The organism is Cupriavidus sp. SHE, from assembly GCF_000812445.1.
GTDB classification, from domain to species: domain Bacteria; phylum Pseudomonadota; class Gammaproteobacteria; order Burkholderiales; family Burkholderiaceae; genus Cupriavidus; species Cupriavidus metallidurans.
This window is the reverse complement of record NZ_JWMB01000025.1, coordinates 108,422-134,315: the sequence shown is the minus strand read 5'-3', so window position 1 is coordinate 134,315 and position 25,894 is coordinate 108,422. Positions and strand designations below refer to the sequence as shown.

The 25,894-nt window shown below is 62.7% G+C and carries 22 protein-coding genes; 2 read left to right on the top strand and 20 right to left on the bottom strand.

What is annotated here, in order from left to right; translation table 11 throughout:
• Positions 1–7: 7 nt before the first annotated feature.
• Positions 8–1,621, top strand: coding sequence for a DHA2 family efflux MFS transporter permease subunit (locus RN01_RS14195; RefSeq protein ID WP_017513998.1), 1,614 nt, complete (start codon positions 8–10; stop codon positions 1,619–1,621).
• A gap of 74 nt (positions 1,622–1,695) precedes the next feature.
• On the opposite strand, the gene truB is transcribed toward RN01_RS14195, so the two are convergent.
• The 8 genes from truB to RN01_RS14155 all read right to left on the bottom strand — a co-directional run bounded on the left by truB (position 1,696) and on the right by RN01_RS14155 (position 12,605).
• Positions 1,696–2,637 (bottom strand): tRNA pseudouridine(55) synthase TruB, encoded by a 942-nt coding sequence (gene truB / locus RN01_RS14190; RefSeq protein ID WP_024570154.1) that lies wholly within the window; start codon positions 2,635–2,637, stop codon positions 1,696–1,698.
• Positions 2,638–2,697: 60 nt separating this feature from the next.
• On the bottom strand, positions 2,698–3,069 hold the full coding sequence (gene rbfA, locus RN01_RS14185; RefSeq protein ID WP_017515879.1) for a 30S ribosome-binding factor RbfA: 372 nt from the start codon (positions 3,067–3,069) through the stop codon (positions 2,698–2,700).
• A gap of 64 nt (positions 3,070–3,133) precedes the next feature.
• Positions 3,134–6,073, bottom strand: a complete 2,940-nt coding sequence (gene infB / locus RN01_RS14180; RefSeq protein WP_024570153.1) for a translation initiation factor IF-2 — start codon at positions 6,071–6,073, stop codon at positions 3,134–3,136.
• An 83-nt stretch (positions 6,074–6,156) separates the two neighbouring features.
• Positions 6,157–7,632 carry a transcription termination factor NusA gene (gene nusA / locus RN01_RS14175; RefSeq protein WP_017514435.1) on the bottom strand — a complete coding sequence of 492 codons (1,476 nt, stop codon included), beginning with the start codon at positions 7,630–7,632 and terminating at the stop codon, positions 6,157–6,159.
• Positions 7,629–8,117 carry a ribosome maturation factor RimP gene (rimP, locus tag RN01_RS14170; RefSeq protein WP_008650612.1) on the bottom strand — a complete coding sequence of 163 codons (489 nt, stop codon included), beginning with the start codon at positions 8,115–8,117 and terminating at the stop codon, positions 7,629–7,631. The genes nusA and rimP overlap by 4 nt, the downstream gene beginning before the upstream one ends.
• 328 nt (positions 8,118–8,445) lie before the next feature.
• Positions 8,446–10,350, bottom strand: a complete 1,905-nt coding sequence (gene rluB / locus RN01_RS14165; RefSeq protein WP_024570152.1) for a 23S rRNA pseudouridine(2605) synthase RluB — start codon at positions 10,348–10,350, stop codon at positions 8,446–8,448.
• A 28-nt stretch (positions 10,351–10,378) separates the two neighbouring features.
• On the bottom strand, positions 10,379–11,287 hold the full coding sequence (gene scpB / locus RN01_RS14160; RefSeq protein WP_024570151.1) for an SMC-Scp complex subunit ScpB: 909 nt from the start codon (positions 11,285–11,287) through the stop codon (positions 10,379–10,381).
• A 550-nt stretch (positions 11,288–11,837) separates the two neighbouring features.
• Positions 11,838–12,605 carry a sulfite exporter TauE/SafE family protein gene (locus tag RN01_RS14155; protein ID WP_024570150.1) on the bottom strand — a complete coding sequence of 256 codons (768 nt, stop codon included), beginning with the start codon at positions 12,603–12,605 and terminating at the stop codon, positions 11,838–11,840.
• An 85-nt stretch (positions 12,606–12,690) separates the two neighbouring features.
• Between RN01_RS14155 and fnr the strand changes: the two genes are divergently transcribed.
• Complete coding sequence (gene fnr, locus RN01_RS14150; protein ID WP_024570149.1) at positions 12,691–13,416, top strand: fumarate/nitrate reduction transcriptional regulator Fnr; 726 nt, start codon at positions 12,691–12,693, stop codon at positions 13,414–13,416.
• An 83-nt stretch (positions 13,417–13,499) separates the two neighbouring features.
• Here the strand turns inward: fnr and RN01_RS14145 are convergent, their stop codons facing one another.
• From RN01_RS14145 to odhB, 12 genes are all read right to left on the bottom strand, one after another.
• On the bottom strand, positions 13,500–13,745 hold the full coding sequence (locus tag RN01_RS14145; RefSeq protein ID WP_008647451.1) for a hypothetical protein: 246 nt from the start codon (positions 13,743–13,745) through the stop codon (positions 13,500–13,502).
• Positions 13,742–13,978, bottom strand: a complete 237-nt coding sequence (locus tag RN01_RS14140) for a membrane protein (RefSeq protein ID WP_024570148.1) — start codon at positions 13,976–13,978, stop codon at positions 13,742–13,744. Before RN01_RS14140 ends, RN01_RS14145 begins: the two co-directional genes overlap by 4 nt.
• Positions 13,979–13,991: 13 nt before the next feature.
• A complete protein-coding gene (ccoG, locus tag RN01_RS14135; protein WP_024570147.1) occupies positions 13,992–15,521 on the bottom strand; it encodes a cytochrome c oxidase accessory protein CcoG in 1,530 nt (509 codons plus the stop codon).
• Positions 15,522–15,576: 55 nt separating this feature from the next.
• The gene (ccoP, locus tag RN01_RS14130) at positions 15,577–16,491 is read right to left on the bottom strand and encodes a cytochrome-c oxidase, cbb3-type subunit III (RefSeq protein ID WP_011516754.1); all 915 of its coding nucleotides are present in this window, start codon (positions 16,489–16,491) and stop codon (positions 15,577–15,579) included.
• Positions 16,488–16,655 carry a cbb3-type cytochrome oxidase subunit III gene (locus tag RN01_RS14125; protein WP_008647460.1) on the bottom strand — a complete coding sequence of 56 codons (168 nt, stop codon included), beginning with the start codon at positions 16,653–16,655 and terminating at the stop codon, positions 16,488–16,490. The genes ccoP and RN01_RS14125 overlap by 4 nt, the downstream gene beginning before the upstream one ends.
• Positions 16,656–16,659: 4 nt before the next feature.
• Positions 16,660–17,325, bottom strand: coding sequence for a cytochrome-c oxidase, cbb3-type subunit II (gene ccoO, locus RN01_RS14120; RefSeq protein ID WP_024570146.1), 666 nt, complete (start codon positions 17,323–17,325; stop codon positions 16,660–16,662).
• Between the two features lie 17 nt (positions 17,326–17,342).
• Positions 17,343–18,791: a cytochrome-c oxidase, cbb3-type subunit I gene (gene ccoN, locus RN01_RS14115; protein WP_008647464.1), complete on the bottom strand. Its 1,449-nt coding sequence runs from the start codon at positions 18,789–18,791 to the stop codon at positions 17,343–17,345.
• 171 nt (positions 18,792–18,962) lie between these two features.
• Positions 18,963–19,109 (bottom strand): cbb3-type cytochrome oxidase assembly protein CcoS, encoded by a 147-nt coding sequence (ccoS, locus tag RN01_RS14110; RefSeq protein WP_008647465.1) that lies wholly within the window; start codon positions 19,107–19,109, stop codon positions 18,963–18,965.
• Between the two features lie 2 nt (positions 19,110–19,111).
• Positions 19,112–21,697 carry a heavy metal translocating P-type ATPase gene (locus RN01_RS14105; protein WP_024570145.1) on the bottom strand — a complete coding sequence of 862 codons (2,586 nt, stop codon included), beginning with the start codon at positions 21,695–21,697 and terminating at the stop codon, positions 19,112–19,114.
• Between the two features lie 146 nt (positions 21,698–21,843).
• Positions 21,844–22,941, bottom strand: a complete 1,098-nt coding sequence (zapE, locus tag RN01_RS14100) for a cell division protein ZapE (RefSeq protein ID WP_008647467.1) — start codon at positions 22,939–22,941, stop codon at positions 21,844–21,846.
• Positions 22,942–23,025: 84 nt separating this feature from the next.
• Entirely contained in the window at positions 23,026–24,450 is a 1,425-nt protein-coding gene (gene lpdA / locus RN01_RS14095; RefSeq protein ID WP_017514112.1) for a dihydrolipoyl dehydrogenase, read from the bottom strand.
• A gap of 125 nt (positions 24,451–24,575) precedes the next feature.
• Positions 24,576–25,835: a 2-oxoglutarate dehydrogenase complex dihydrolipoyllysine-residue succinyltransferase gene (gene odhB, locus RN01_RS14090; RefSeq protein ID WP_011516760.1), complete on the bottom strand. Its 1,260-nt coding sequence runs from the start codon at positions 25,833–25,835 to the stop codon at positions 24,576–24,578.
• Positions 25,836–25,894: the final 59 nt, after the last annotated feature.

Below are 25,894 nucleotides of genomic sequence, written 5' to 3'. Positions count from 1 at the left end.
GTAGTCCATGGCAGATTCCATCACCACAGTGCCGGATTCCGGCGCGGCTCCGGCCCCAAAGCCGAAGCCAGCGCCAGCCCGGCATGCCGCGCCCCCTCCGCTGACAGGCGGCAAGCTCGTCATTGGCACCATCGCCCTGTCGCTGGCCACGTTCATGAACGTGCTCGACTCGTCGATCGCCAACGTGTCGATCCCGGCCATCTCGGGCGACCTCGGCGTGTCGCCGAACCAGGGCACCTGGGTCATCACGTCGTTCGCCGTCGCCAACGCTATTTCGGTGCCGCTGACGGGCTGGCTGACCACGCGTTTCGGTGCCGTGCGATTGTTCGTGCTGTCGATCTTGCTGTTCGTGCTCTCGTCCTGGCTGTGCGGCGTGGCGCCGAACCTGGAGACGCTGCTGGCCGCGCGCGTGCTGCAAGGCGCCGTTGCCGGGCCGATGATCCCACTGTCGCAGTCGCTACTGCTAGCCAGCTATCCGGTTGCCAAGAGTTCGATGGCGTTGGCGCTATGGGGCATGACCACACTCGTAGCGCCGATCATGGGCCCCCTGCTTGGCGGCTGGATCTCCGACAACATGACATGGCCGTGGATCTTCTATATCAACGTGCCGATCGGCATCATGACCGCGTATGCCACATGGGCAATCTATCGCGATCGCGAAACACCGACGAAGATCCTGCCAATCGACCGCATCGGCCTGGCTCTCCTCGTGATCTGGGTGGGGTCGATGCAGCTCATGCTCGACAAGGGCAAGGAACTCGACTGGTTCCATTCCTCGATCATCGTGACGCTGACGGTGGTGGCGGTAGTCGGATTCCTGTTCTTCCTGATCTGGGAGAACTATGAGAAGCACCCGATCGTCGACATTCACCTGTTCAAGGGACGCAACTTCGCCGCAGGCGTGGTGGCAATCTCCGTGGCGTACGGGCTGTTCTTCGGCAACCTGGTGATTCTGCCGCTGTGGCTGCAGACCATCATCGGCTACACCGCGACGGACGCCGGTCTGGTTATGGCGCCAGTGGGGATCTTCGCGATCATCCTGTCGCCAATCATCGGTCGCATCCTGCCGAAGGTCGACTCTCGCTGGGTGGCAACCGCTGCGTTTATTACGTTTGGCGTGGTCAGTTTCATGCGTGCTGGCTTTACCACAACCGTTGATACGCGCGCGCTGATCATCCCTACGCTGATACAGGGCGCCGCAATGGCAATGTTCTTCATCCCGCTGACGTCGATCATCCTGTCCGGCCAGCCGGCCGAGAAGATCCCGGCGGCTTCCGGTTTGTCGAACTTTGTACGGATCACGTTCGGCGCGATCGGCGCTTCGATCTCGACGACGATCTGGGAGAACCGCTCGGCGCTGCACCATGCCCAGTTGGTCGAACAGATCAATCCGTATAACCCGACGTACCAGGCACAGCTCGACCACCTGATGTCGATGGGGATGAGCCGGATGCAGGCGATCGGCCTGATGGAGCGAAATATCTCGCAGCAGGCATCTATGCTCGGCGCCAACGACATCTTCTGGATTTCCGGCGTGCTGTTCTTCGTGCTGATCGGCTTCGTCTGGCTGACCAAGCGCGCCAAGGGCGGCGGCGGCGCGGAAGCAGCCGGGGCGCACTGACGTCGAACATCGAACAAAAAAGGCATCGGGTTCATCCGATGCCTTTTTTGTTTGGGCGTTGCTTGTGCCGCGTCCTAGAGTTTGACTAGCCGCTCGGGCCGCAAGGCCCCTTCCTTCATCCGCGCGACACCTAGCAGACGTCCGTCGTCGCCATAGACACGTGCCAGCGTGCCCTCATCCGGCACCTGCCCTTCCGGCAGATCGCGACGTGCGATACGCTGGCCTTGCAGAAAGCGCCCCGTCGCGGCGGCGTCGAGATGTACCGGCGGGCACCGTTGCAGCAACGCGTCGACAGGCGCGAGCATTCCCGGCCGTGCTTCGTCAGCCTGTGCGTCAATCTGCTCGAGCGTGACCGCGCCTTCCAGCGTCAGGTCACCGACGGCGGTTCGGCGCAGCCCGATCAGGTGCGCGCCGCAACCCAGCGCCTCACCGATATCTTCGGCCAGCGTGCGAATGTACGTGCCCTTGCTGCATGTGACACGCATCGTGAACATCGCCGCAGGCAAGTCAACGTCCAGCAGCGTGATGGCGTGAATCGTTACCTGCCGCGCCGCGCGCTCGACGGTCTGCCCGGCTCGGGCATACTCGTAAAGCGGCTTGCCGTCTTTCTTGAGTGCCGAGTACATCGGCGGCACCTGTTCGATCTCTCCGGTAAAGCGCGCAACTGCCGCATCAAGCGCGGCGCGATCGCATGTCACCGGCCGCTCGACGACGATTTCGCCCTCGGCATCGCCTGTGGTCGTCGTCGCACCGAGCCGGACCTTCGCCTCGTAGGTCTTGTCCGCGTCGAGCAGATCCTGGGAGAACTTGGTGGCCTCGCCAAAACAAAGCGGCAGCAGCCCAGTCGCCAGCGGATCCAGCGTGCCCGTGTGGCCGGCCTTGTTCGCGCGCAGCAGTCGCTTGGCGCGTACCAGCGCATCGTTGGACGACAGACCCAGAGGCTTGTCGAGCAGCAGTACACCGTGCACGTCGCGGCGTGGCAGCCGGGGCGGTCGGGTCGCGGAGGTATCGGTCATTGCAGGGGAGGAAAAAAGGTGGTGCCGGCATCCACCGGCACCACTTGGGCAACCGTGGACTTACTCGTCGTCCTTGGCGCGCGTAGCGTTCGCTTCGTTGATCAGCTTCGACATCTCGATCGCGTGCTCCACCGAGGTATCGTGATGGAAATGCAGCGTCGGCACGGTATGGATATGCAGTCGCTTGAACAGCAACGAATGGAGGTAGCCGGCCCTTTCCTTGAGGATGGCGGCAGCCGTCTCTGGTTCGGCGCCGAGCACCGTGAAGTAGACCTTGGCATGCGCGTAGTCGGGCGTCAGCGACACCGACTGCAGCGTTACCAGGCCCAGGCGCGGATCGCGGATCTCGCGCTGGATCATCTCCGCCAGTTCCTTCTGGATCTGATCGGAGAGGCGCAGGTTACGGGAGGTGATATTGCCTTTCTTGGCCATTCAAAACTGAGCGTGAGCAGAAGTGAAAACGGCAGGCCGGAGCCTGCCGTCTTTGCGTATCGCCTTACAGCGTACGCGCCACCTCTGTGATTTCGTACACCTCGAGCTGGTCGCCTTCCTGAACGTCGTTGAAGTTCTTGATCGACAGACCGCACTCGAAGCCTTGCTTGACTTCCTTGACGTCGTCCTTGAAACGCTTGAGCGAGTCGAGTTCGCCATCGTGGATAACCACGTTGTTGCGCAGCACGCGCACCATCGAGTTCCGCTTGATGAGACCGTCGGTGACCATACAGCCAGCCACCGCACCCACCTTCGGCACGCGGAAGACCTGACGGACTTCCACCTGACCGATCGTGGTCTCGCGCTTCTCCGGTGCCAACATGCCCGACATGGCCGCCTTGATCTCGTCTACCGCATCGTAAATGATGTTGTAGTAGCGGATGTCGATACCGTTGTGCTCGGCCAGCTTGCGCGCGCCTGAGTCGGCACGCACGTTGAAGCCGATGATGACCGCCTTCGATGCCGTCGCCAGGTTGACGTCCGACTCCGAGATGCCACCCACGCCACCGTGCACGATCTGCACGCGCACTTCGCTCGTCGACAGCTTCTGCAGCGACTGCACCAGCGCTTCCTGCGAACCCTGCACGTCGGCCTTCACGATCAACGGCAGCGTCTGCACTTCGCCTTCGGCCATCTGCTCGAGCATCGTTTCCAGCTTGGCGGCCTGCTGCTTCGCAAGCTTCACGTCGCGGAACTTGCCCTGACGGAACAGCGCGATTTCGCGCGCCTTGCGTTCGTCCGGCAGCACCAGCACTTCCTCACCGGCGGCGGGCACTTCCGACAGACCCTGGATTTCCACCGGGATCGACGGGCCAGCTTCCTTGGAGGGCTTGCCGTTTTCGTCCAGCATCGCACGCACACGGCCGTAGGCGCTACCAGCCAGCACCACATCGCCACGCTTGAGCGTGCCGCTGCTGACCAGGATCGTCGCGATCGGGCCCTTGCCCTTGTCGAGCTGGGCTTCCACCACCAAGCCCTTGGCCGGGGCGTCCACCGGTGCGCGCAGTTCCAGCACTTCGGCCTGCAGCAGCACGTTTTCGAGCAGATCGTCGATGCCCTGGCCGGTCTTGGCCGAAACAGGCACGAACGGCGATTCGCCACCGTACTCTTCGGGCACGACCTGCTCGGCCACCAGTTCCTGCTTGACGCGGTCCGGGTTGGCTTCGGGCTTGTCGACCTTGGTGATCGCCACCACGATCGGCACACCGGCAGCCTTGGCATGCGCAATCGCTTCCTTGGTCTGCGGCATCACGCCGTCATCGGCGGCCACTACCAGAATCACGATGTCGGTAGCCTTGGCACCGCGGGCACGCATGGCCGTGAAGGCCTCGTGACCCGGAGTATCCAGGAACGTGATCACGCCGCGATCGGTTTCCACGTGGTAGGCACCGATGTGCTGCGTAATGCCGCCCGCTTCGCCCGCTGCAACCTTCGTGCGGCGGATGTAGTCGAGCAGCGAGGTCTTGCCGTGGTCGACGTGACCCATCACCGTCACCACCGGCGGACGCGGCAGCATCTCGGCATCGCCGTGATCCTCGCCATCCACCACCAGCAACGCTTCAGGATCGTCCAGCTTGGCGGCGAACGCCTTGTGGCCCATTTCTTCCACCACGATCATGGCGGTTTCCTGGTCCAGCACCTGGTTGATCGTCACCATCTGGCCGAGCTTCATCATCTGCTTGATGACCTCGGATGCCTTCACGGCCATCTTGTGCGCCAGATCGGCCACCGAGACGGTTTCCGGCACGTGCACTTCACGCACCACCGGTTCGGTCGGCGCCTGGAAGTTGCTGCGTGCGTCGTCGGCATTGTGCTTGCCACCACGGCCACGCGGGCCGCTGCGCCAACCACCGACACCGCCGGACGAATCGCCGCGTGTCTTCAGGCCACCGCCCTTCTTGCCGCGGCTGCCTTCATCCTGCCACGTACCGGTCTTGCCACCCTTGGCGCCCTTCTTGTCGCCAGCGGCAGCCGTGGTCGTCGTGGCCGCCGGTGCGGGCTTCTTGTCGTCCTTCTTCGCTTCGGTCGTAGCGCCAGCCGGCTTCACCGGCTTGTGCAGCGTGCCGGTCTGCTCGGCCTTCTTTTCCTCGGCCTTGCGCTCCGACGGCGCCTTCAGCACACGTGGCGGCGCGTTCAGCATCTGCTGAATCGCACGCGCTTCCGCTTCGGCGGCTTCGCGGCGGCGACGGGCGGCAGCATCCTGCTCCGCACGCGCCTTGTCGGCTGCAGCCTTCGCGCTGTCCTGCTCGGCGCGCGCCTTGTCGACGGCAGCCTTGGCGTCGTCGGCATTCTTCTGCGCTTGCGCGCGTTCCGTGGCCAGACGTGCCTTGTCTTCTTCTGCCTTCTCGCGCGCAGTTTCCTCGGCGGCGTCGGCTGCGGCCTGTGCGGCGGCAGCTTCTTCAGCAGCCTTCTGGGCCAGCAGTTCGGCCTGGCGGCGCTGTTCGGCCTCCAGGGCTTCCTGCTTGGCGCGGCGTTCGGCTTCCTCGCGCTCGGCGGCCTCGCGGGCTGCCTGAGCCTCGGCTTCCTGACGTGCCAGGGCCTCGGCCTGCTCGCGGCGCTGTTCCTCATCGCGACGCGCTTCCTCGGCAGCGGCCTCGGCCGATTCCTGGGAGTCGGCGCCGTCGCCGTGAGATTCCACGTCGTCACGCTTGATCAGGACGCGCTTCTTGCGCACCTCCACCTGCACCGTGCGGGTCTTGCCGGTGGAGTCGGATTGGCGGATCTCGGAAGTCTCACGCTTGGTCAGCGTGATCTTCTTGCGCGCGCTGTCGTCGGACTGGCCATGCGACCGCTTCAGGTAATCCAGCAGCCTGGTCTTGTCCGATTCGGTGATGACGTCGTCTGGCGTTGCTTTGCCCACCCCAGCTGCCTGCAATTGTTCCAGCAGTGCAGCAGGGCTGCGGCTCAGTTCTGCGGCCAGTTGGGCAACTGTTGTGCTTGCCATTCAAACCCTTTCAATGCTCGGTTTCTACGTCGGGACAATTCGTGTGCGGAAAGCGCGTCCAGGCTTCACCCCGGACGTGTCCCTCAGTTAAACCAATGTTCCCGTGCTTTCATGATCAGCGCCTTGGCTTCTTCCTCGCCCACGCCGGCCAGTTCGACCAGTTCGTCCACGGCCAACTCGGCCAGGTCGTCGCGTGTGTGGATGTTGCCTTCGGCCAGTTTGCCGATCAGCTCGGGCGTCAGGCCGTCGAGCGAGCGCAGATCCTGCGACACCTCTTCCACCTTTTCTTCCCGGGCCAGTTCCATCGTCAGCAGCGCATCGCGGGCGCGATTACGCAGCTCGTTGACGGTGTCCTCGTCGAATGCCTCGATTTCCATCATTTCACTGATGGGCACGTAGGCCACTTCTTCCAGCGAGGAGAAGCCTTCCTCGATCAGGATGTCTGCCACTTCCTCGTCCACGTCCAGCTTGGCCATGAACAGCTTGCGCACCACTTCGCTTTCCTCGGCCTGCTTCTGCGCCGATTCTTCCTGCGTCATGATGTTGATCTGCCAGCCGGTCAGCTCCGACGCCAGGCGTACGTTCTGACCACTGCGGCCGATGGAGACGGCGAGGTTTTCCTCGTCGACCACCACGTCCATGCTGTGCTTCTCTTCGTCGACCACGATCGACTGCACCTGTGCCGGTGCCAGCGCGCCGATGACGAACTGCGCCGGATCTTCCGACCACAGCACGATGTCCACGGCCTCGCCGCCGATCTCGTTACGCACGGCCGTCACGCGCGTGCCACGCACGCCCACGCAGGTACCGATCGGATCGATACGCTTGTCATGCGCCACGACGGCGATCTTCGCGCGCACACCCGGATCGCGGGCGGCAGCCTTGATCTCCAGCAAGCCCTGTTCCATTTCAGGCACTTCGTTCTCGAAGAGCTTGATCAGGAATTCAGGCGCGGTACGCGACAGTTCGATCTGCGGGCCACGCGCGGCGCGGTCCACATTGAGGATATACGCGCGCACACGGTCGCCGGTGCGCAGGTTTTCCTTCGGGATGATCTGGTCACGTGCCAGCAGCGCTTCCACGCGGCCCGACTCGACGATCAGGCCCTTCTTGTCGGCGCGCTTGACCGTGCCGGTCATGATCTTTTCGCCACGATCCAGATAATCATTCAGGATCTGCTCGCGCTCGGCGTCACGAATACGCTGCAGGATGACCTGCTTGGCCGCCTGCGCGCCGATACGGCCGAACTCGACCGACTCGATCTGCTCTTCGATGTAGTCGTCGAGCTGGATATCGGCACTCTGCTCACGTGCCTCGAACAGCAGGATCTGCTTGTCCGGCTCCTGCAGACCTTGTTCATCAGGAACGACGAGCCAGCGGCGGAACGTCTCGTGCTCACCGGATTCGCGGTCGATATGGACGCGAATATCCACGTCCTCCTCGAAACGTTTCTTGGTGGCAGAGGCGAGAGCCGCCTCCAGCGCACCGAAAACCACATCCTTGTCGACGTTCTTTTCGCGAGCTAGCGCATCGACGAGCAACAGAACTTCGCGGCTCATTGCTTGTTCCCTTTTCTTTGATTTCCCTTGAAGTCGATCACCGGCACCAAACGTGCGCGATCGACATCGGATATGGCGAATTCCAGCAGTGCCGGACCGTCCTTGCCTTCGAACTCCAGGCCGATCTTCTCGGCCCCAGCGTCTCCTGCGGGTTCACACAGGATGCCCACGAAATTCTTCTGGCCATTGACCGGCAGGCGCAGCGTAACCCTGACCTCAGCACCGGCAAAGCGAACGTAATCGGCCAACTTCTTCAGCGGCCGGTCCAGGCCTGGCGACGACACTTCGAGGCGCTCGTAATCAACGTTCTCCACAGTGAGCACGTGAGTGAGCTGGCGACTGACTTTCTCGCAATCCTCAATGACGATGCCAGTTTCAGGCTGATCGATGTAGACACGCAGAAGTCCGGCCGGGGCACGCTCAAGCTCAACCAACTCGTAGCCCATGCCGATAAGGGTGGTTTCGATCAAATCTGCCAGATGCACTGTAATCCCGAGTAGTGGCCTTCAATACTGTGGCAGACACCGGACAACGCAATACGCTCGGAATTGATGCTCGACGCGACCTGCAAACCGTCCTGCCTGCCCAATCATCCTGCCGGCCCGCCATGTGACGAAAACCAGCCGCAAGTGCAAACGGGCGAACCAAAAAAAAATGGGCGCAATGCCCATCATTCGCCCATCCTCGCCGAGGATGATACTTTTGAATAGACTTTGATTATACGCGGATTATGTCCAAAAGGCAAAAGCCTCCGAGGTTCCGCTCCGGATCGGGGCGATTGCCGACCATTACCGGCACCGCCCGATCCGTCAATCAACGCTGACCTCGGCCGCGCGGACGGCGACTACCGCCTCCCGCACCCTTGGCTGCCTTTGGCATTACATTTCCATTGACCTCGCCACCGCCGCGACGCTGGCGATTGCCACCTGCGTTGCCCGCATTGCCCGCATTGCCAGCGTTTCCGGCCTTGCCGCCCCGCACGCCGCCGCGACCACCACCGGCGCCAGGGCCCCGCAGGCCGCCGCCGATCCCGCCGCCAAACTTGGTCGTATGCGACGTCAGCGGCGCAGGGCCGGACGGAATGTATCCCATCGAGGTCTGCATCGGATCAGGCTGACCACGGCCCGCGCCCCCGGCATTACCACCCCGGCCACCGCTCTTCTCGTAGCGCGGCAGACCATCCATGCCGGTGTGCATCGGCATGCCCGCCAGCGCTGCTTCTTCGCGCTGCTTGCGGCCGCCGACCTTCGTCACACCCTTGCCGCCGCTCTGGGCTTCCTTGGACGGCGCCTTCAGTCCAATGTTGGCCATCAGGCCGCGCACATCCGTCGGGTCCAATTCCTGCCAGCGACCGCGCTTCAAGCCGCGCGGCAGCAGGAACTGACCATAACGCGTGCGGATCAGGCGCGACACGGTCAGACCGACGGCCTCGAACATGCGACGCACTTCGCGGTTACGGCCTTCGGTCAGCGCCACGTGATACCACTGGTTCACGCCCTCGCCACCGCCATCGGCGATCCGCAGGAAGTTTGCCTCGCCATCATCGAGCTGAATGCCATGCAGCAGCCGCTGACGATCGGCTTCGGCCAGTTCGCCCAGCGTGCGCACTGCGTACTCGCGCTCCACGCCATAGCGCGGGTGCATGAAACGGTTCGCGATATCACCCGACGTGGTGAAAATCAGCAGCCCTTCGGTATTGAAGTCGAGGCGACCGACCGCGACCCACTTGCCGTTCTTGATGCGCGGGAGACTGTCGAAAACGGTCGGACGGCCTTCTGGATCCGACTGGCTGACGATCTCGCCGGAAGGCTTGTGATAGAGCAGCACCCGTGGAGGCTTGGTTGTCACCCTGCGGTGAATCAGCTTGCCGTTCACGCGGACCTGGTCGGTCGGCAGAATACGCTGGCCGATATGGGCAGGCAGGCCATTGACCGACACACGCCCCTGCAGGATCAGTTCTTCCATCTCGCGGCGTGAACCAAGTCCACCCTCCGCCAGCACCTTGTGCAGCTTGGGTGCGTCGTCGTCTGCGGACAGTTCGCGCACCGGCTTGGCCTTGGTGCGCGGCACGATCGTGTCTTCCTGATCGAACTGCTCGGAAATCACGAAACGGAACAGATCCTCGCCACCGGCAGCGGTCTTCGCGCCGCCCTTGCCGGCTTGTCGCCCGGGCTTGTCGCCCTGGCGCTGCTCGACACGCTGGTCACCCCTGTCAGCGCCCGGCTTGCCACCAGGCTGTTGGCCCTTGCGCTGACCACCCTTGTTGCGGCGACCCGGCTGTTGCGAGGCTGGCTTGTTGTCGCCATCAACCAGCGCCGCCTTGCGTTGCGGCTGCTGACGGCGCTTGCGAGCCCCCTGCGCGGGCTGATCCGATCGCGGCTGGCCAGCTTGCGCGTCGCCACCCGCCTCCTCGGCACCAGCAACTGCCTGCGTATCGGCGGCCGGCGCCGGCTTGCGACGCCCGCGGCCACGCGCGGGGGCGGCGGGCGTCGAAGCATCGCCGCTTTCGCCAGTCGACGAGGGCTCGACATCGTCGCGCCCCGTTTCCCGGCCATCGCGGTCCTGCCCCGCCTGGCGACGGGAAGCCACTAGATTGCGCAGGCCGCGGCGCAGCCCCTTGCGGCGGGGCGCGCCTTCGGCGCCGTTACCCTCGGGGGCAGCGCCGGTGTCGCCCGGCACGTCCGGCTGGCGGACGTCTTGGTCAGCGGAATCAGACAAAGTATTCACTATCGATGTTGCATGTTGTTCAGTTGGACACACGCTCGTCGTCGTCCTCGGTCGTCAGCGGCATATCACCGTCGCGAGCCGGAACTGCGGCGTCTTCCTGCGAGGAAGACTCTGTGTCCACATGGAATCCGTTGGCCTGGGCCACCGGCGCGTCATCGTCATGCCCATCACCCTCGGGCAACTGCGCGACGCTGTCGTTCTGTTCGTTTTCATTGCCGGCGGCATCGCTCGCGCCACCGGACAGATCTTCGGATTGCGGCTCGACCGACAACGACTCAACTGCCGGCTCGCCCGCCTCAGCCACCTCAACGGCAGCCTCCGAAAAGGCCTCCTCGTCACCAGCAGGCGGATTCGCCGTCGCGACCGCCTCGAAATCGATGGCCTGCTGATCCAGCAGAGCCGCCTGGGCCTGGGCCTGGGCATCCTCGAGCGGCGGTAACTCATCCAGCGAGCGCAGACCGAGGTCATCCAGAAATGCCTTGGTCGTTGCGTACAACGCGGGGCGGCCAGGCACGTCCCTGTGACCGATGACTTCGATCCAGTCCCGGTCCTCAAGCTTCTTGACCACTTCCGTGCTGACCGTCACGCCCCGGATCTCTTCGATGTCACCGCGCGTCACCGGCTGCCGATACGCGATGATCGCTAGCGTTTCCATCACGGCACGCGAGTACTTCGGCGGCTTCTCCGGATTGAGCCGGTCAAGAAACTCGCGCATCTCGGGACGGCTCTGGAACCGCCAGCCGCTGGCCAGGGCCACGAGCTCTACCCCGCGCTGCTGCCAGTCGTTGCGCAGCTCTTCGAGCAGAACCCGGATGGTGTCGGCACCGACGTCGTCGGCGAACAACCGTCGCAGATCACCAACGCGCAACGGCTCCTGCGCACAGATCAGCGCGGTCTCGAGGACGATCTTCGCCTCTTGGGTATTCATGTGATTGTGTGCAGCCTGTCTTTGCACCTGCTTCTGGACGAATCCTGAAGCACTGGAGATTGCAGATACAGCGAGGCCTGAGCCACCGCCATCTCATCGCGCAGCTAACTCGCAGCTTTTCGCAGCGCAGCCGTGCACCTCATTTTCTTTGCATCGAATTGCCGGGTCGTTCCGGCAGGAGATCGTCCGGGGCTGACAGACTGCGCCAGTCAACGGACCTCTTGCGTCGCACCCTCTCCCTTTTGGGGTGGACATTCACCTGGACAATCAGATCGCCAAGGCGGCAAGAAACAATCGATATCGGCCCAGGCAACTTCGCCTGGCACCGGCGCCACCTCTCCACACAGCCCCATCGGACTTTGGAACCAGATCTTCTGAACCGGATGAACTGTGGGGACGATCCTGGCAAGCCAGACCTGCCCAGACCCCCTGGGCACACACCCCAGATCGGGAATGCAGCCCCGGCGACGCCACGAGCGCATCGGAGCGCGATACCGTGGTTTCGCGATTGTATGGCATTCCAGCCCCGCCCTGCAACCAGCAAAAAAGTCTAGAACACGACGCAGAAGCCGTGATTGGCCAACGTATCGGGCAGCCAGACGGCGCGTGCGACACCCAGCGCCCCAAAACTGATCACAATAAGCGCGGCGCCCACTCGCACGCTGGGGCGGCGCGACAGTTGCCGCAGGTAGCCCGACAAACCCGAGATCACCAGCAGGTTCGGCAGCGTCCCGATGCCAAAGGCCGTCATGACAAGTGCCCCAGACGGCGCATTACCAGCCAACAGGGCGAGCGCGAGTGCGCCATACACCATACCGCAAGGCACCAGCCCCCAGGCCAGCCCCATCCCATAGCGCCGCATGATGGGCGCGTGCCGACGCAAGCGTAGCGGCATCTGCATACCCAGCGACGCGACGCCCTGAACGACATATGAGGCCGCCCGCGCCGCCAACCGCTCGAGCCATGTTGCCCGCATGACGCGGCCGCGCAACAACCACACCCCGGTCAGAACGAGCAACAGGCTGCCTGCACCGTAGAGCCAGCGCTGCACTGGCAGGTAGTCCTGCTTCCAGACTGTCGCGCCCACCGCCCCCATCAGCGCCCCAAGCAGCACATAGGTCGTGAGACGCCCGGCGTGCATGACCAGCAGTTCCAGCCACCAGTGAAACCGCGAGCGATGCACGACGTTAACGACCGCGACAGCGCCCCCGGACTGCCGTTGCTCGACAGCAATGGCAATTCCTCCACACATGGCTGCGCAATGCACGCCGCCAAGCAATGCAAGTGTAAAGACACTGAAAAGCACACCAAATGGCAACTGTTCCTCGCTTCTGCGTCACATCAAGCTGTAAAATGCCTGCATCGCGCCTCCATCGCAAGCGCATTCATGCGAGCACCATCAATTGCTTACCTCCATTCCCGTCACCGAGATGTCTCCGCGTTGCTCCACTTGCGCCATGGGCCAGCTTTGCCTTCCCGTGGGCATGTCGCAACAGGACCTCGCAAAGATGGACACGCTCGTACAGGAACGCGTTCGTGTTCACAAGGGCGAAACGCTCTATCGCATGGGCGAACCGCTTACCGCAGTCTATGCGATCCGCTTTGGCACATTGAAGACCCACGTGACCATGGAGGACGGACGCACGCAAATCACCGGCTTCCATTTGCCCGGTGAAGTCGTCGGGCTCGACGGCCTCGGCGAGATGCAGCATGCGTCCGATGCCACCGCGCTCGAGGACACCGAGGTCTGCGTCGTACGATTTGATGACCTGCAATCGCTGTCCGGCACCTTGCCTTCTCTCCAGCAGCAGTTCCTGCGACTGATGAGCAAGGAAATCTCGCAGGACCAGATCATGCTGATCACTCTTGGCTCGATGCGTGCCGAAGAGCGCCTGGCAGCATTTCTCGTCAACATGTCGGAGCGCCTGTCGATGCGCGGCTACTCGTCGAGCGAGTTCGTGCTGCGGATGAGCCGCGAAGAAATCGGCAGCTACCTTGGCCTCAAGCTCGAAACCGTGAGTCGGCTCTTCTCTCGATTCGCCGAAGCCGGCCTGATTCAGATTCGCCAACGACACGTGAAACTCGTGGACATGGAAGGCATCAGGCAGGTCTATAGCCGAAACTGCTAACGAACCTCCTAGCCTGGAAAACGGCCGCACCGGGAACTCAGCGCCCGGTGCGGCCGTTTTGCTTTCTACCTGCACTCGATCCATTACTCGAGTTCGTCGGTCTCCTCGAGCTTGGTTGGCATGGTGTATAGCGTCAGCCCGCTGGACAACGCGCAAAACAACCACGCCACCAGGAAGCCAATCGTGTAGACCGCCTCACGAGACGCTTCCACCTGGTGCCCGAAGAACGTGAGATCGCCCGGATCAACGACCGAAAATACGGTGGCGGTGGCCGCTCCGCCCATCAGAAACGCCGGCCAAAGTACCCACATCAGCCAGCGGAGTCTCATGGGCGCCTCGCAGCCGGCGACGCCACATGCTCCGCCCCCGTTTTCTCTACGACCAGGCCATGACGCTCCACGCCGGAAACCGGCAAATCCGGATGCGTGTTGGCGAGCCAGATGGTCACGCCGCAGCCAATAATTGCAAGCAACGGACCGCTCATCAAAAGCCACGGCCACGGTTCCCTGTACCAGGGCTTGGACTGTTGGGATGTCATTGCGCTCTCCTTGTTTGCTGCCATTTCACCCTCAGCATCACAGATTGCGGGGAACAATGAAACTCGTGGATTGCCTGATATGCGCGTCTCGGCCGTCCTCGCCCTCCGCCGTCACCGTTACGTTGATCTTATGCGTGCCTTCCTTGGCATCGTCGATCGGCACGCGAATGCGAATCGGCAACAACCGGTTGGACGTTGGCTGCATGGCCTCGGCGGACTTATCATACTCGACCGTCAGTCCAGTCAGGTCATCGCCTTCAGCCTCCACGCGAATCCGCATCGGCGCTTCCGTGGTGTTGATCACCTGGAGCCGATAGACGTTCTCGATCCAGCGACCCTCCACTTCCCGGCCCAGCGCGCCGCGATCCCGAATGATGTCGACCTTGATCGGCGAGCGCACTGCCAGCGACGCGACGAAGCCCGCCGCCAGAACCAACCAGATCAGCGTATAGATGATCGTGCGTGGTCGCAGCAGCCGCTTGCGCGCGTCGGATGTCGACAGGGACTTGCGCATCGCATTTTCCGACGTGTATCGGATCAGTCCGCGCGGGTACTCCATCTTGTCCATGACCAAATTGCACGCGTCGATACAGGCGCCGCAACCGATGCACTCGTACTGGAGGCCATCACGAATATCGATACCGGTCGGACACACCTGCACGCAGATACTGCAATTCACGCAATCGCCAATGCCAGCAGCATGGCGATCGGTCTTGCGGGAACGGCTACCACGCGGCTCTCCACGACCCACGTCATAGGTCACGACATAGGTATCGCGGTCGACCATCACGCTCTGGAAACGCGCATAGGGGCACATGTACTTGCACACCTGCTCGCGCATGAATCCGGCGTTGCCCCAGGTCGCAAACGCGTAGAACAGCATCCAGAAACTCTGCCAGGGTCCGAGCGTGAAATGCAGGACCTCGCTACCAAGCTCCCGAATCGGCGCGAAATATCCAATAAACGTGAAGCCCGTCCACAGTGCGATCAGCACCCAGAGCACATGCTTGGTCGCCTTGATTCGCAGCTTGCGCAGGCTCCAGGGATCGCCGTCAAGTCGGATCCGCGCGATGCGATCCCCTTCGACATGTCGCTCGATCCACATGAATATTTCTGTGTAGACCGTCTGGGGACAGGCGTAGCCGCAGAACAGGCGTCCGGCGATGGCTGTGAACAGGAATAGCGATAGCGCAGAAATGACCAGCAGCACGGCAAGATAGATCACATCCTGCGGCCACAGCACGAGACCGAAGATGTAGAACTTGCGCGCACCGAGATCGAACAGCACGGCCTGGCGATCATTCCACTGCAGCCAGGGTGTTCCGTAGTAAATCAACTGCGTCAGGATGACCAGCCACACGCGCCAGCTCGAAAACGCGCCAGAGGTCGAGCGCGGATAGATCTTGCGGCGGACCTCATACAGCGCTTCCTCGGTGGTCTCTGCCCCTTTGGGGGGCGGCGCGGGACGCCAAGTGTTGCCGTTACGATCGCTCGACGACTGGCTTGCAGACGGATCGTTCGAGGCGTGATCGTCCGAGTGATCGGGGGCGTTAAGGGGCGCGCTCATCGTGTTGCCCTCACGCCCCGGTGGGCGGCACGCCGCCCGGCCCCGGGGCAGTTAGTCATTTTGCAGCGCCTCCCGTATTCGAGAGTCCCCATACATATGCGGTCAGCATGCGGATGCGCTCAGGCGTCAGAATCTCCTCATGCGCCGGCATATGACCGTTATGTCCCTTAAGAATTGCATCGACGATCGTCGCTTCCGAGCTGCCGTACAACCACGTGTTGTCGGTCAGGTTCGGCGCGCCGAGTGCCTGGTTGCCCTTGCCGTTGGCGCCGTGGCAGGCCGCGCAGGTCGACTTGAAGGTGCTTTCGCCACGCGATGCACGAATCGGATCCGACGACAGACCAGACAGCGAACGCACGTACTGCGCGGTATCGCCGGCCTGCTTCGCATCGATCGTGCTGGCAAACGACGGCATTACGCCATTGCGGCCCTTGGTGATCGTCTGCTGGATCGTCTCCGGCTCGCCACCGTAGAGCCAATCGTTGTCGGTCAGGTTGGGGAAGCCTCGGCTGCCACGCGCATCCGAACCGTGGCACTGCGCGCAGTAGTTCAGGAACAACCGTTGGCCGATCTCGCGTGCATCAGGATCCGCCGCCACCTGCTTGATATCCATGTTCAGATACTTGGCGTAGATCTGGTGCTGCGTTTTCTCGGCCGCTTCGCGGTGAGCTGCGAGTTCGCCCTGCGTCGAGAACTTGAGCATACCAGCGTACGATCCCAGACCCGGATACAACGCCAGGTAACCAAGACCGAAGATGCAGGCCAGCAGGAACATCCACATCCACCAACGTGGCAGCGGGTTGTTCAGTTCGCGCAGGTCACCATCCCAGACATGACCAGTGTCATCCGTGGTGCTGACACCTTTCGGCATCTTGCGTTGGGAGAACAGCAGCCAGACACACCAGACGATCCCGATGAGCGCGATGGCCGCGATGTAATAACTCCAGAAATCGGAAATGAAATCGCTCATGGCTGTGGGTTCCGGCTTGTAGTTGTGGTTTCGTCAGGCAGGGCAAACGGCAACATCGCCGATTCCTGATTGGCGGCCTGGCGGCCGCCCGACCATGCCCACCAGCAGATGCCAATGAACGTCAGCATCGACACGACGGTTGCAATTGCGGTCACGATCGCCATGGCATCACTCCTTCGCCGGCGCCGGAGCCGCCGCCGAGTCAACGCGCACATTGCGGCGATTCAGGCCAAGTCCCTGCAGATACGCCACCAGCGCATCTTCTTCCGTCTTGCCCGCCAGCTCTTCAGACGCACGAGCAATCTCTTCGTCCTTGTACGGCACACCCAGGCGCTTCAGCGCGTGCATGCGTGCCTGGATGTCGTTGGTGGGCAACTGCGTCTTTTCCAGCCACGGGTACGAAGGCATCACCGACTCGGGAACCACATCACGCGGATTGCGCAGGTGGATCCGCTGCCAGTCGTCCGAATAACGGCCGCCAACGCGCGCGAGATCCGGACCGGTACGCTTCGAGCCCCAGAGGAACGGGTGGTCATACACCGACTCGCCCGCCGTGGAAAAATGGCCATAACGCTCAGTCTCCGCCTGCAGGGTACGCACCTGCTGCGAGTGGCAACCAACGCAACCCTCGCGGATGTAGATGTCGCGCCCCATCAGACGCAGCGGCGAGTACGGCGTGATGCCCGGATCGGGCTCGGTCGTCGAGTGCTGGAAGAACAGCGGCACGATCTGCACCAGGCCAGCGATGCTGACCACGATGATGGTTGCGATGATCAACCAGCCGACGTTCTTCTCCAGCGTTTCGTGGGAAAAGAATCCTTGTTTTTGAGACATCGTTCGGTCCTCGGCGATCAGTGGGCGGAAGCCGGCAGGTTGGCCGGAATCGGAGCGTCAACCGCAGGCTTGCCAATGATGGTACGTGCCACGTTGTAAGCCATGAGGATCATGCCGCTCAGGAAGCACAGGCCACCCAGCAGACGGATCAGATAGAACGGATACTTTGCCTTGACCGCTTCGACGAACGCATAGGTCAGCGTGCCGTCAGGCTGCGTGGCGCGCCACATCAGACCTTCCATCACACCGGCGATCCACATCGACGCGATGTAGAGCACCACGCCGATCGTCGCAATCCAGAAGTGCCACTCGATCAGGCGCGTGCTGTACATCTCCTTCTCACCGAACAGGCGCGGAATCAGGTAGTAAAGCGAGCCAATCGAGATCATCGCGACCCAGCCCAGGGCACCCGAGTGCACGTGGCCGATCGTCCAGTCCGTGTAGTGCGACAGCGCGTTCACCGTCTTGATCGACATCATCGAGCCCTCGAACGTGGCCATGCCGTAGAACGACAGCGCCACCACCAGGAACTTGAGAATCGGATCGGTACGCAGCTTGTGCCAGGCACCGGACAGCGTCATGATCCCGTTGATCATGCCGCCCCACGACGGAGCCAGCAGGATCAGTGAGAACACCATGCCCAGCGACTGCGCCCAGTCAGGCAGCGAGGTGTACTGCAGGTGGTGCGGACCCGCCCACATGTACGTGAAGTTGAGCGCCCAGAAGTGGACGATCGACAGGCGATACGAGTAGATCGGACGCTCTGCCTGCTTCGGGATGAAGTAGTACATCATCCCCAGGAAGCTCGTGGTCAGGAAGAAGCCCACCGCGTTGTGGCCGTACCACCACTGGATCATCGCGTCCTGCACGCCTGCATAGGCCGAGTACGACTTCCACATCGACACCGGCATTTCGATGTTGTTGACGATATGTAGGATGGCGATCGTCAGGATGTAAGCGCCGAAGAACCAGTTCGCCACGTAGATATGACGGGTCTTGCGCTTGATGATCGTGCCGAAGAACACCACCGCGTAGGCAACCCAGACCAGCGTGATCAGGATATCGATCGGCCATTCGAGCTCGGCATACTCCTTGGAAGAAGTAATGCCCATCGGCAGCGTGATCACCGCCGCGATGATGATGGCTTGCCAGCCCCAGAATGTGAACGACGCCAGCGGGCCGCAGAACAGCCGGGCCTGGCAGGTGCGTTGCACGACGTAGTACGACGTGGCGAACAGCGCGCTACCGCCAAATGCAAAGATCACCGCATTGGTGTGAAGCGGTCGCAAGCGACCGAACGATAACCACGGTGTATTGAAATTCAGATCCGGCCAGATCAATTGCGCCGCAAGCAGAACGCCTACGGCCATGCCAACGATCCCCCAAACCACGGTCATGACGGCAAACTGCCGCACGACTCCATAGTTGAAGGTGTCGGCGCGTGAGGACGCGGTGGTGACAGCCATTCAGACCCCCAATGCAAAAAGTAAAAATAAACCTACTGACGGTGTGACTTTAGAAAATCGGCTTACAAGTCGCGTTGACTTTCATCAAGCCACCAGCATCCCTTGCGAACTGCTTGCATTAATTCCTGTCAATGCGCGTTCGCCGCAACGGTCACCTATATGCCTTGACATTCAAGGCTTGTCGTTGTCGAGCAAAATTGCTTCCGCCGGGCGATCAAGGTCGTCGTACTGCCCCGCGTGCAACGCCCACCACAGCGCCCCGGCAATCACGGCCACCAGCACCAGGCTCATCGGCACCAATAGATAGAGTGTTTCCATATTCAGGACTCCCTGGCCGGCGCCGCCGCGGCGCGCAACAGGCGCCATGCATTGCCGACAACCAGTAACGACGACACGGACATTCCGATGCCTGCCATCCATGCCGTAACGAGCCCGGTAGCTGCCAGGGGGATCGCCACGACGTTGTAGAAAAAGGCCCAACCCAGGTTCTGGCGTACCACACGGCGCGTCTTGCGGGCCACGGCGATGGCATTGGCGATTTCGCCCACGCCACCGTGTGTCAGCACGGCATCGGCACCGGCCTGCGCCAATGGCGCACCGCTGCCGATCGCTATCGAAACCTGGGCCTGGGCCAGCACCGGCGCATCGTTGATGCCGTCGCCCACCGCCAGAACGACGGCGCCCTGCTGTTGAAGATTGGCTACATAGTCGCGCTTGCCTTCAGGCGTGACCGCGCCAACGGCGGTCTCGATGCCGAAGCGGTCCGCCCACCAGCGCACCGCTGCCGGCTGATCGCCCGAAACCAGATGACAGCGCACACCGAGTCGGGTCAGCGAAGCCAGAAGCTCGGCAGTCTGGGGCCGTTCGACATCGGCCAACTGAAAACACGCCAGCGGTCCGCTTGCGTCACCAAGCCAGACCTCGGTAGCGCCAGGATAACGGTCGCCACTGCGGCGGATATCGGCCGCTGCCGGTGCCAACTCCGCGACGAACTCTCTACGCCCCAGCCGCATCAACCGGCCGTCGACATTTGCCTGCAACCCTTGCCCGGGAACGTTGTGCAGCTCAGCCACCAGCCGTTCGGCATGGTCCGCGGCGGCGTCAACCAGGGCCCTGGCAATCGGATGTTCCCCACCACGCTCCATGGCGGCGGCGAGACTCTGGCAAGTCGGCGTATCCAGATTGCCCACGATCTCCGTCGACACGAGCGCAAAGCGCCCCTCGGTCAACGTACCCGTCTTGTCGAGCATGACGTCCGTGACACCCGAAAGCGCTTCGAGCGTATGCGCGCGGGTCAGCAGCACGCCGCGCCGCGACAACGCCGCGCCAGCGGCGGCCAGCGCCGCCGGAGTAGCCAGCGACAACGCGCAAGGACAGCTCACAACGAGCACCGCGACTGTCACCAGCAGCGCGCGTGATGGATCGATCCAGATCGCCCAGACCAGCCCGGTGATTGCGGCCAGGATCAAGAGGGTGGCGACAAACCAGCCGGCCACGCGATCTGCCAATTGGGCCAGACGGGGCTTGTCCGCCAGCGCGCGATCCAGCACGGCGACGATCTCGGCGAGACGGGTCTGCGCGCCGATCCGGCGCACGCTCACCTCGAGCGGACTGGCAGCATTGAAGCAACCCGCCAGCACCGTGTCGCCAATGGCGCGCTTCACCGGCCGCGCTTCCCCTGTCAGCATCGACTCGTCGATCTCGCTGACACCGGCCACCACCACACCGTCGGCCGGCATGATCTCGCCCGCCTTCACGCGAATCCGGTCACCGGCATTCAGTCGCGCAACCGGGATCCGCTCGCCGACGCCGCTCGCCTCCACCAGCCGCTCGCAGGTCGCGGGCAGCTGGCGCGCCAGCATCTCGGCGCCACTGCGCGAGGCTTGCCGGACACGCAACTCCAGATAGCGGGCCAACAGAAGGAACGCGACGAACATCGTCACTGAATCGAAGTAGACCTCCCCGACGCCCCGCACGGTTGCAACAGCGCTCGCGACGAAGCCAGCCAGCACGCCGATCGCAACAGGCACGTCCATGCCCATATGCCGTTGCCGCAATGAACGCCATGCGCCAGCGAAAATCGGCGAGGCAGAGTAAAGAACCACCGGGATCGTCAGTGCAAAGCTCGCCCAGCGCATCAACTGAAGCTGACCAGGGTCGATCGTAGCTTCGTGCGTATAGAGCGGCCACGCATACATCATCACCTGCATCATGCCGAGCATCGCCACGGCCATGCGCATCAGCAGACCGCGCCGCTCGCGGCGATCGTGCTGGTCGCCACGCGAGACCTCAAACGGCCATGCCTGGTAGCCGATGTCGGCCAGCGTGGACAGCAGCCCCGCCACGCCCTGCTTGTTCTCTTGCCAGCGCACCACTACGCGGCGCGTGGCCACGTTCGCCACGGCCGACTCGACCCCATCCAGTTGCCCGAGGTGCTGCTCGATCAGCCAGGCACAAGCCGCGCAGCGGATGTTTTCCGGCGCCAGCGTGATCTCCGCCCGGCCGTCGCCCAGTTCTCGAACGAACTGGTTGCGCAGCTCGGGGGTATCGTAGGCGGCCCACACAGGCTCTGCCTCGCGTCGCGCCTGGGCATCTATCGGCCGCGCGAACCGCGTGACATCGCTATATAGATGCCCGAAGCCGGCTGAATAGAGTGTCTGCGCCAGCGCCTGGCAGCCGCCACAGCAGAATGTGCGGCGCTGCCCGCCGATATCAGCGACGAGCGGCGTGACATCGCGCCCGAGAGGCTGGCCGCAATGAAAACAATGAGTAGTGGATGTAGATAGAGACGCCGACCCAGGCCGTGTGCCCGAGGCAAGGGCTGCGGCGGAACCAAGTTGTGCGCTCGGATTGGACGGAACGGACGTTCCATCGGGCGCGAGGGGGCTAGCGTGCAGGGACGGCATAGTGCGCTTTTAGTACCCAGCGAATACTAGGTAACCAGCGCGCCATATGCCTTGATAAAGATCAAACTTCCAAAAATGGAGTCAGAGTCTGGCCGTGCAGACAGGGGAGCCGATTCGAACGACTCTCAGACTCCCCTGCCAGCCTGTCAGGTCAACGAGGTGTCGACGGTACGACGTTCGGACTCGATGTACTCCCTCGACTGCATCTCGATGATCCGCGACACCGTCCGGTGAAACTCGTTCGCCATCTGGCCTTCGGTATAGAGTTCGTCGGCTGGTACCTCGGCGGACATCAGCAGCTTGACCTTGTGATCGTAGAAAACATCGATCAGCCAGGTGAAGCGGCGCGCCTCCGAGGACATCCGCGGCGTCATCTTCGGCACATCCGACAGGATCACCGTATGAAACTGTGACGCAATCTCCAGATAGTCGTTCTGGGAGCGGGGGCCGCCGCACAAGGTCGCGAAATCGAACCAGACCACGCCATTGGCCTTTCGCAGCGCCTTGATCTCGCGATGTTCGATATGCAGGATCGGAGACTCGTCCGCCGTGCCCGCGATGGACACGAACGCATCGCGCAGCGCGGCGCTGGCTTCCCGGTTCAGCGGCGTATGGTAGGCCTGTACTTGTTCCAGTGCCCGCTTGCGGTAGTCGATGCCGGCATCGACATTGAGCACATCGAGCTTTTGCTGCAACAGCGCAATAGCCGGCAGCACCCGATCACGGTGAAGGCCATCCGGGTAAAGCAAATCCGGGCGATAGTTCGACGTCATCACGAACTGCACACCGTTTTCGAACAACTGCTGCAGCAGACGATGCAGGATCATCGCATCCGCCACATCATTGACGTGGAACTCGTCGAAACAGATCAGCCGGAAGCGGCGCGCAATGCGTTTCGCCAGTTCGTCCAGCGGGTCTGCCCGGCCGCGCAGTTCCTCGAGTTCCCGATGCACCTCGCGCATGAACTCGTGGAAGTGGAGCCGCGTCTTGCGCACCACCGGCACGCAGGAATAGAAACTGTCCATCAGGAACGACTTGCCGCGCCCCACCCCACCCCACATGTAGACGCCCTTCGGCACCTCGGGGTGTACCAGCAGCTTCTTCAGCGTGCTGTTTCGACGGCCCTTGTAGGCCACCCACTCGTCATAGCATTGCTGGAGTCGCTCCACGGCGCGACGCTGCGCCTCATCTGACTGATAGCCGCGCTGCTTGAGTTCGTGTTCGTAAAACTCGGTGACGTTCATGTGGGTTCAACCGGGGGCTGCAAGTGAAAACGGCGCGCCGCGAATGGCGGCGCGCCGGTGCTCACACTTTGCGAGGCAAATGCCTTACATGTTGAGCTGACGCTTGTCGACGGCCAGCGCGGCTTCGCGCATGACTTCCGACATCGACGGGTGCGGGTGGCAGACGCGACCGATATCTTCGCTCGCAGCCTTGAACTCCATCGCCACCACGGCTTCGGCGATCAGGTCCGAAGCATTCGCGGCCACGATGTGCACGCCCAGGATCTCGTCGGTCTTGGCATCGGCCAGCATCTTCACGAAACCGTCCGAAGCACCCATGCCCAGCGCACGGCCATTGGCCATGAACGGGAATTGGCCCGACTTGTACTCGCGGCCTTCGGCCTTGAGTTGCTGCTCGGTCTTGCCGACCCACGCGATTTCCGGGAATGTGTAGATAACCCAGGGAACCGTGTTGAAGTCGATGTGCGGCTTCTGGCCAACGATACGCTCGGCCACAGCCACACCTTCGTCTTCGGCCTTGTGCGCCAGCATCGGGCCACGCACCACGTCGCCGATTGCCCAGATGCCCGGCACCTTGGTCTGGCAGTGGTCGTCCACCTCGATGAAGCCACGCTGGTCCACGCCCAGGCCCACGGCGTCCAGGCCGAGGTTGTCGGTGTTCGGCACGCGGCCCACCGACACGATCAGGCGATCGACTTCCAGCGTCTGCGCCTTGCCGTCCTTGTCGGTGTAGTTGACCGTGACGTTGTCCTTGCCGGTCTTCACTTCGTCGACCTTGACGCTCAGATGGAACTGCAGCCCCTGCTTGGTCAGCAGCTTCTGCGCTTCCTTGGCCACGCCTTCGTCGGCGGCGCCCAGGAATGCGGGCAGCGCTTCCAGCACGGTCACGTCGGCACCCAGACGGCGCCACACCGAGCCCAGCTCCAGGCCGATCACGCCGGCGCCGATCACGCCCAGCTTCTTCGGCACGGTACCGAACTTCAGAGCGCCTTCGTTATCGCTGATCAGGTTGTTGTCGACAGCGACGCCCGGCAGATGGCGAGCCTTCGAGCCCGTGGCGATGATGACCTGCTTGGCGGTCAGCGTTTCGCCGTTCACTTCCACCTGGAAGCCTTCTGCAGCCTTGCCGGTGAACTTGCCGTAGCCCTTGAACAGGGTCACCTTGTTCTTGCGGAACAGGAACTCGATGCCCTTCGTCATCTTGCTGACGATGTCGTCCTTGCGCTTGAGCATCTTGGCCACGTCGACCTTGACGTCGCCCACGGTGATGCCATGATCGGCCAGGTGATGCGAGGCGTTCTCGAACTCTTCCGAGGAAGCCAGCAGTGCCTTGGACGGAATGCAGCCCACGTTCAGGCAGGTACCGCCCAGGCGTGCTTCGCCCTTCGGATCGTCATAGGCATTGCCTTCCAGGCAAGCCACGTTCAGGCCCAGCTGGGCAGCGCGGATGGCGGCGATATAGCCGCCGGGGCCGGCGCCGATCACCAGCACGTCGAATTGTTTGCTCATGGGAAATTTCTCTCTGGTGCGTCATGCCCGCGCAAGGGCGGGCGTCCGGCGGCGATGTGGCGGCCGGGTCCCCGCGCGCGGAGCGCGGGGACGACGACAAACGATAGACGGAGGTCTGGCCTGAATTACAGGTCCAGCAGCAGACGAGCCGGATCTTCCAGCGCTTCCTTCATGGCCACCAGACCCAGAACGGCTTCGCGGCCGTCGATGATACGGTGGTCGTAGGACATCGCCAGGTAGTTCATCGGACGGATCACGATCTGGCCGTCTTCCACCACGGCACGGTCCTTGGTGGCGTGCACGCCCAGGATGGCCGACTGCGGCGGGTTGATGATCGGGGTCGACAGCATCGAGCCGAACGTACCGCCGTTCGAGATCGAGAACGTACCGCCGGTCAGTTCTTCCAGCGACAGCTTGCCGTCACGCGCCTTGGTGCCGAACTCGGCGATCTTCTTCTCGATGTCGGCCAGGCTCATCTGGTCGGCGTTGCGCAGGATCGGCACCACCAGACCACGCGGCGAGCCCACGGCGATACCGATGTCGAAGTAGCCGTGGTAGACGATGTCGTTGCCGTCCACCGAGGCGTTGATGACCGGGTACTTCTTCAGCGCGTGCACGGCGGCCTTCACGAAGAACGACATGAAGCCGAGCTTCACACCGTGTTCCTTCTCGAAGCGATCCTTGTACTTGGCGCGCAGATCCATCACCGGCTTCATGTTCACTTCGTTGAAGGTGGTGAGGATGGCGTTGGTCGATTGCGACTGGATCAGACGCTCGGCGATACGGGCGCGCAGGCGGCTCATCGGCACGCGCTCTTCCGGGCGATCGCCCAGCGCGGCGAAGTCAACCTGGGCCGACACTTGCGGCAGGGCCGGCTTGGCGGCGGCCGGAGCCGGAGCAGCCTTGGCGGCCGGAGCAGGAGCCGAGCCAGCGGCCAGCACGTCACCCTTGGTGATGCGGCCGTCCTTGCCGGTGCCAGCCACTTGCGAAGCCGACAGGCCACCTTCGGCCATCAGCTTGGCAGCCGACGGCATGGCGATGGCGCCAGCGCTGGCAGCGGCTGCGGGGGCAGCAGCTGCCGGGGCCGGTGCTGCTGCGGCAGGAGCCGGAGCGGCGGCGGCCGGTGCAACAGCGCCTGCGGTGGCAGCCGTGTCGATCTTGGCGATCACTTCATCGGCCACGACGGTATCGCCGTCGTTCTTGATGATCTGCGACAGAACGCCAGCCGACGGTGCCGGCACTTCCAGCACGACCTTGTCGGTTTCGATTTCGATCAGGATCTCGTCCTGAGCAACAGCTTCGCCCGGCTTCTTCTTCCAGTTCAGCATGGTCGCTTCGGCGACCGATTCCGACAATTGGGGAACCTTGACGTCAACAATAGCCATGGTTTGAAAATTCCTCGATGTATGCGTGTGTTTCGTTGCGGGTAGGCTGACCCGCGGCG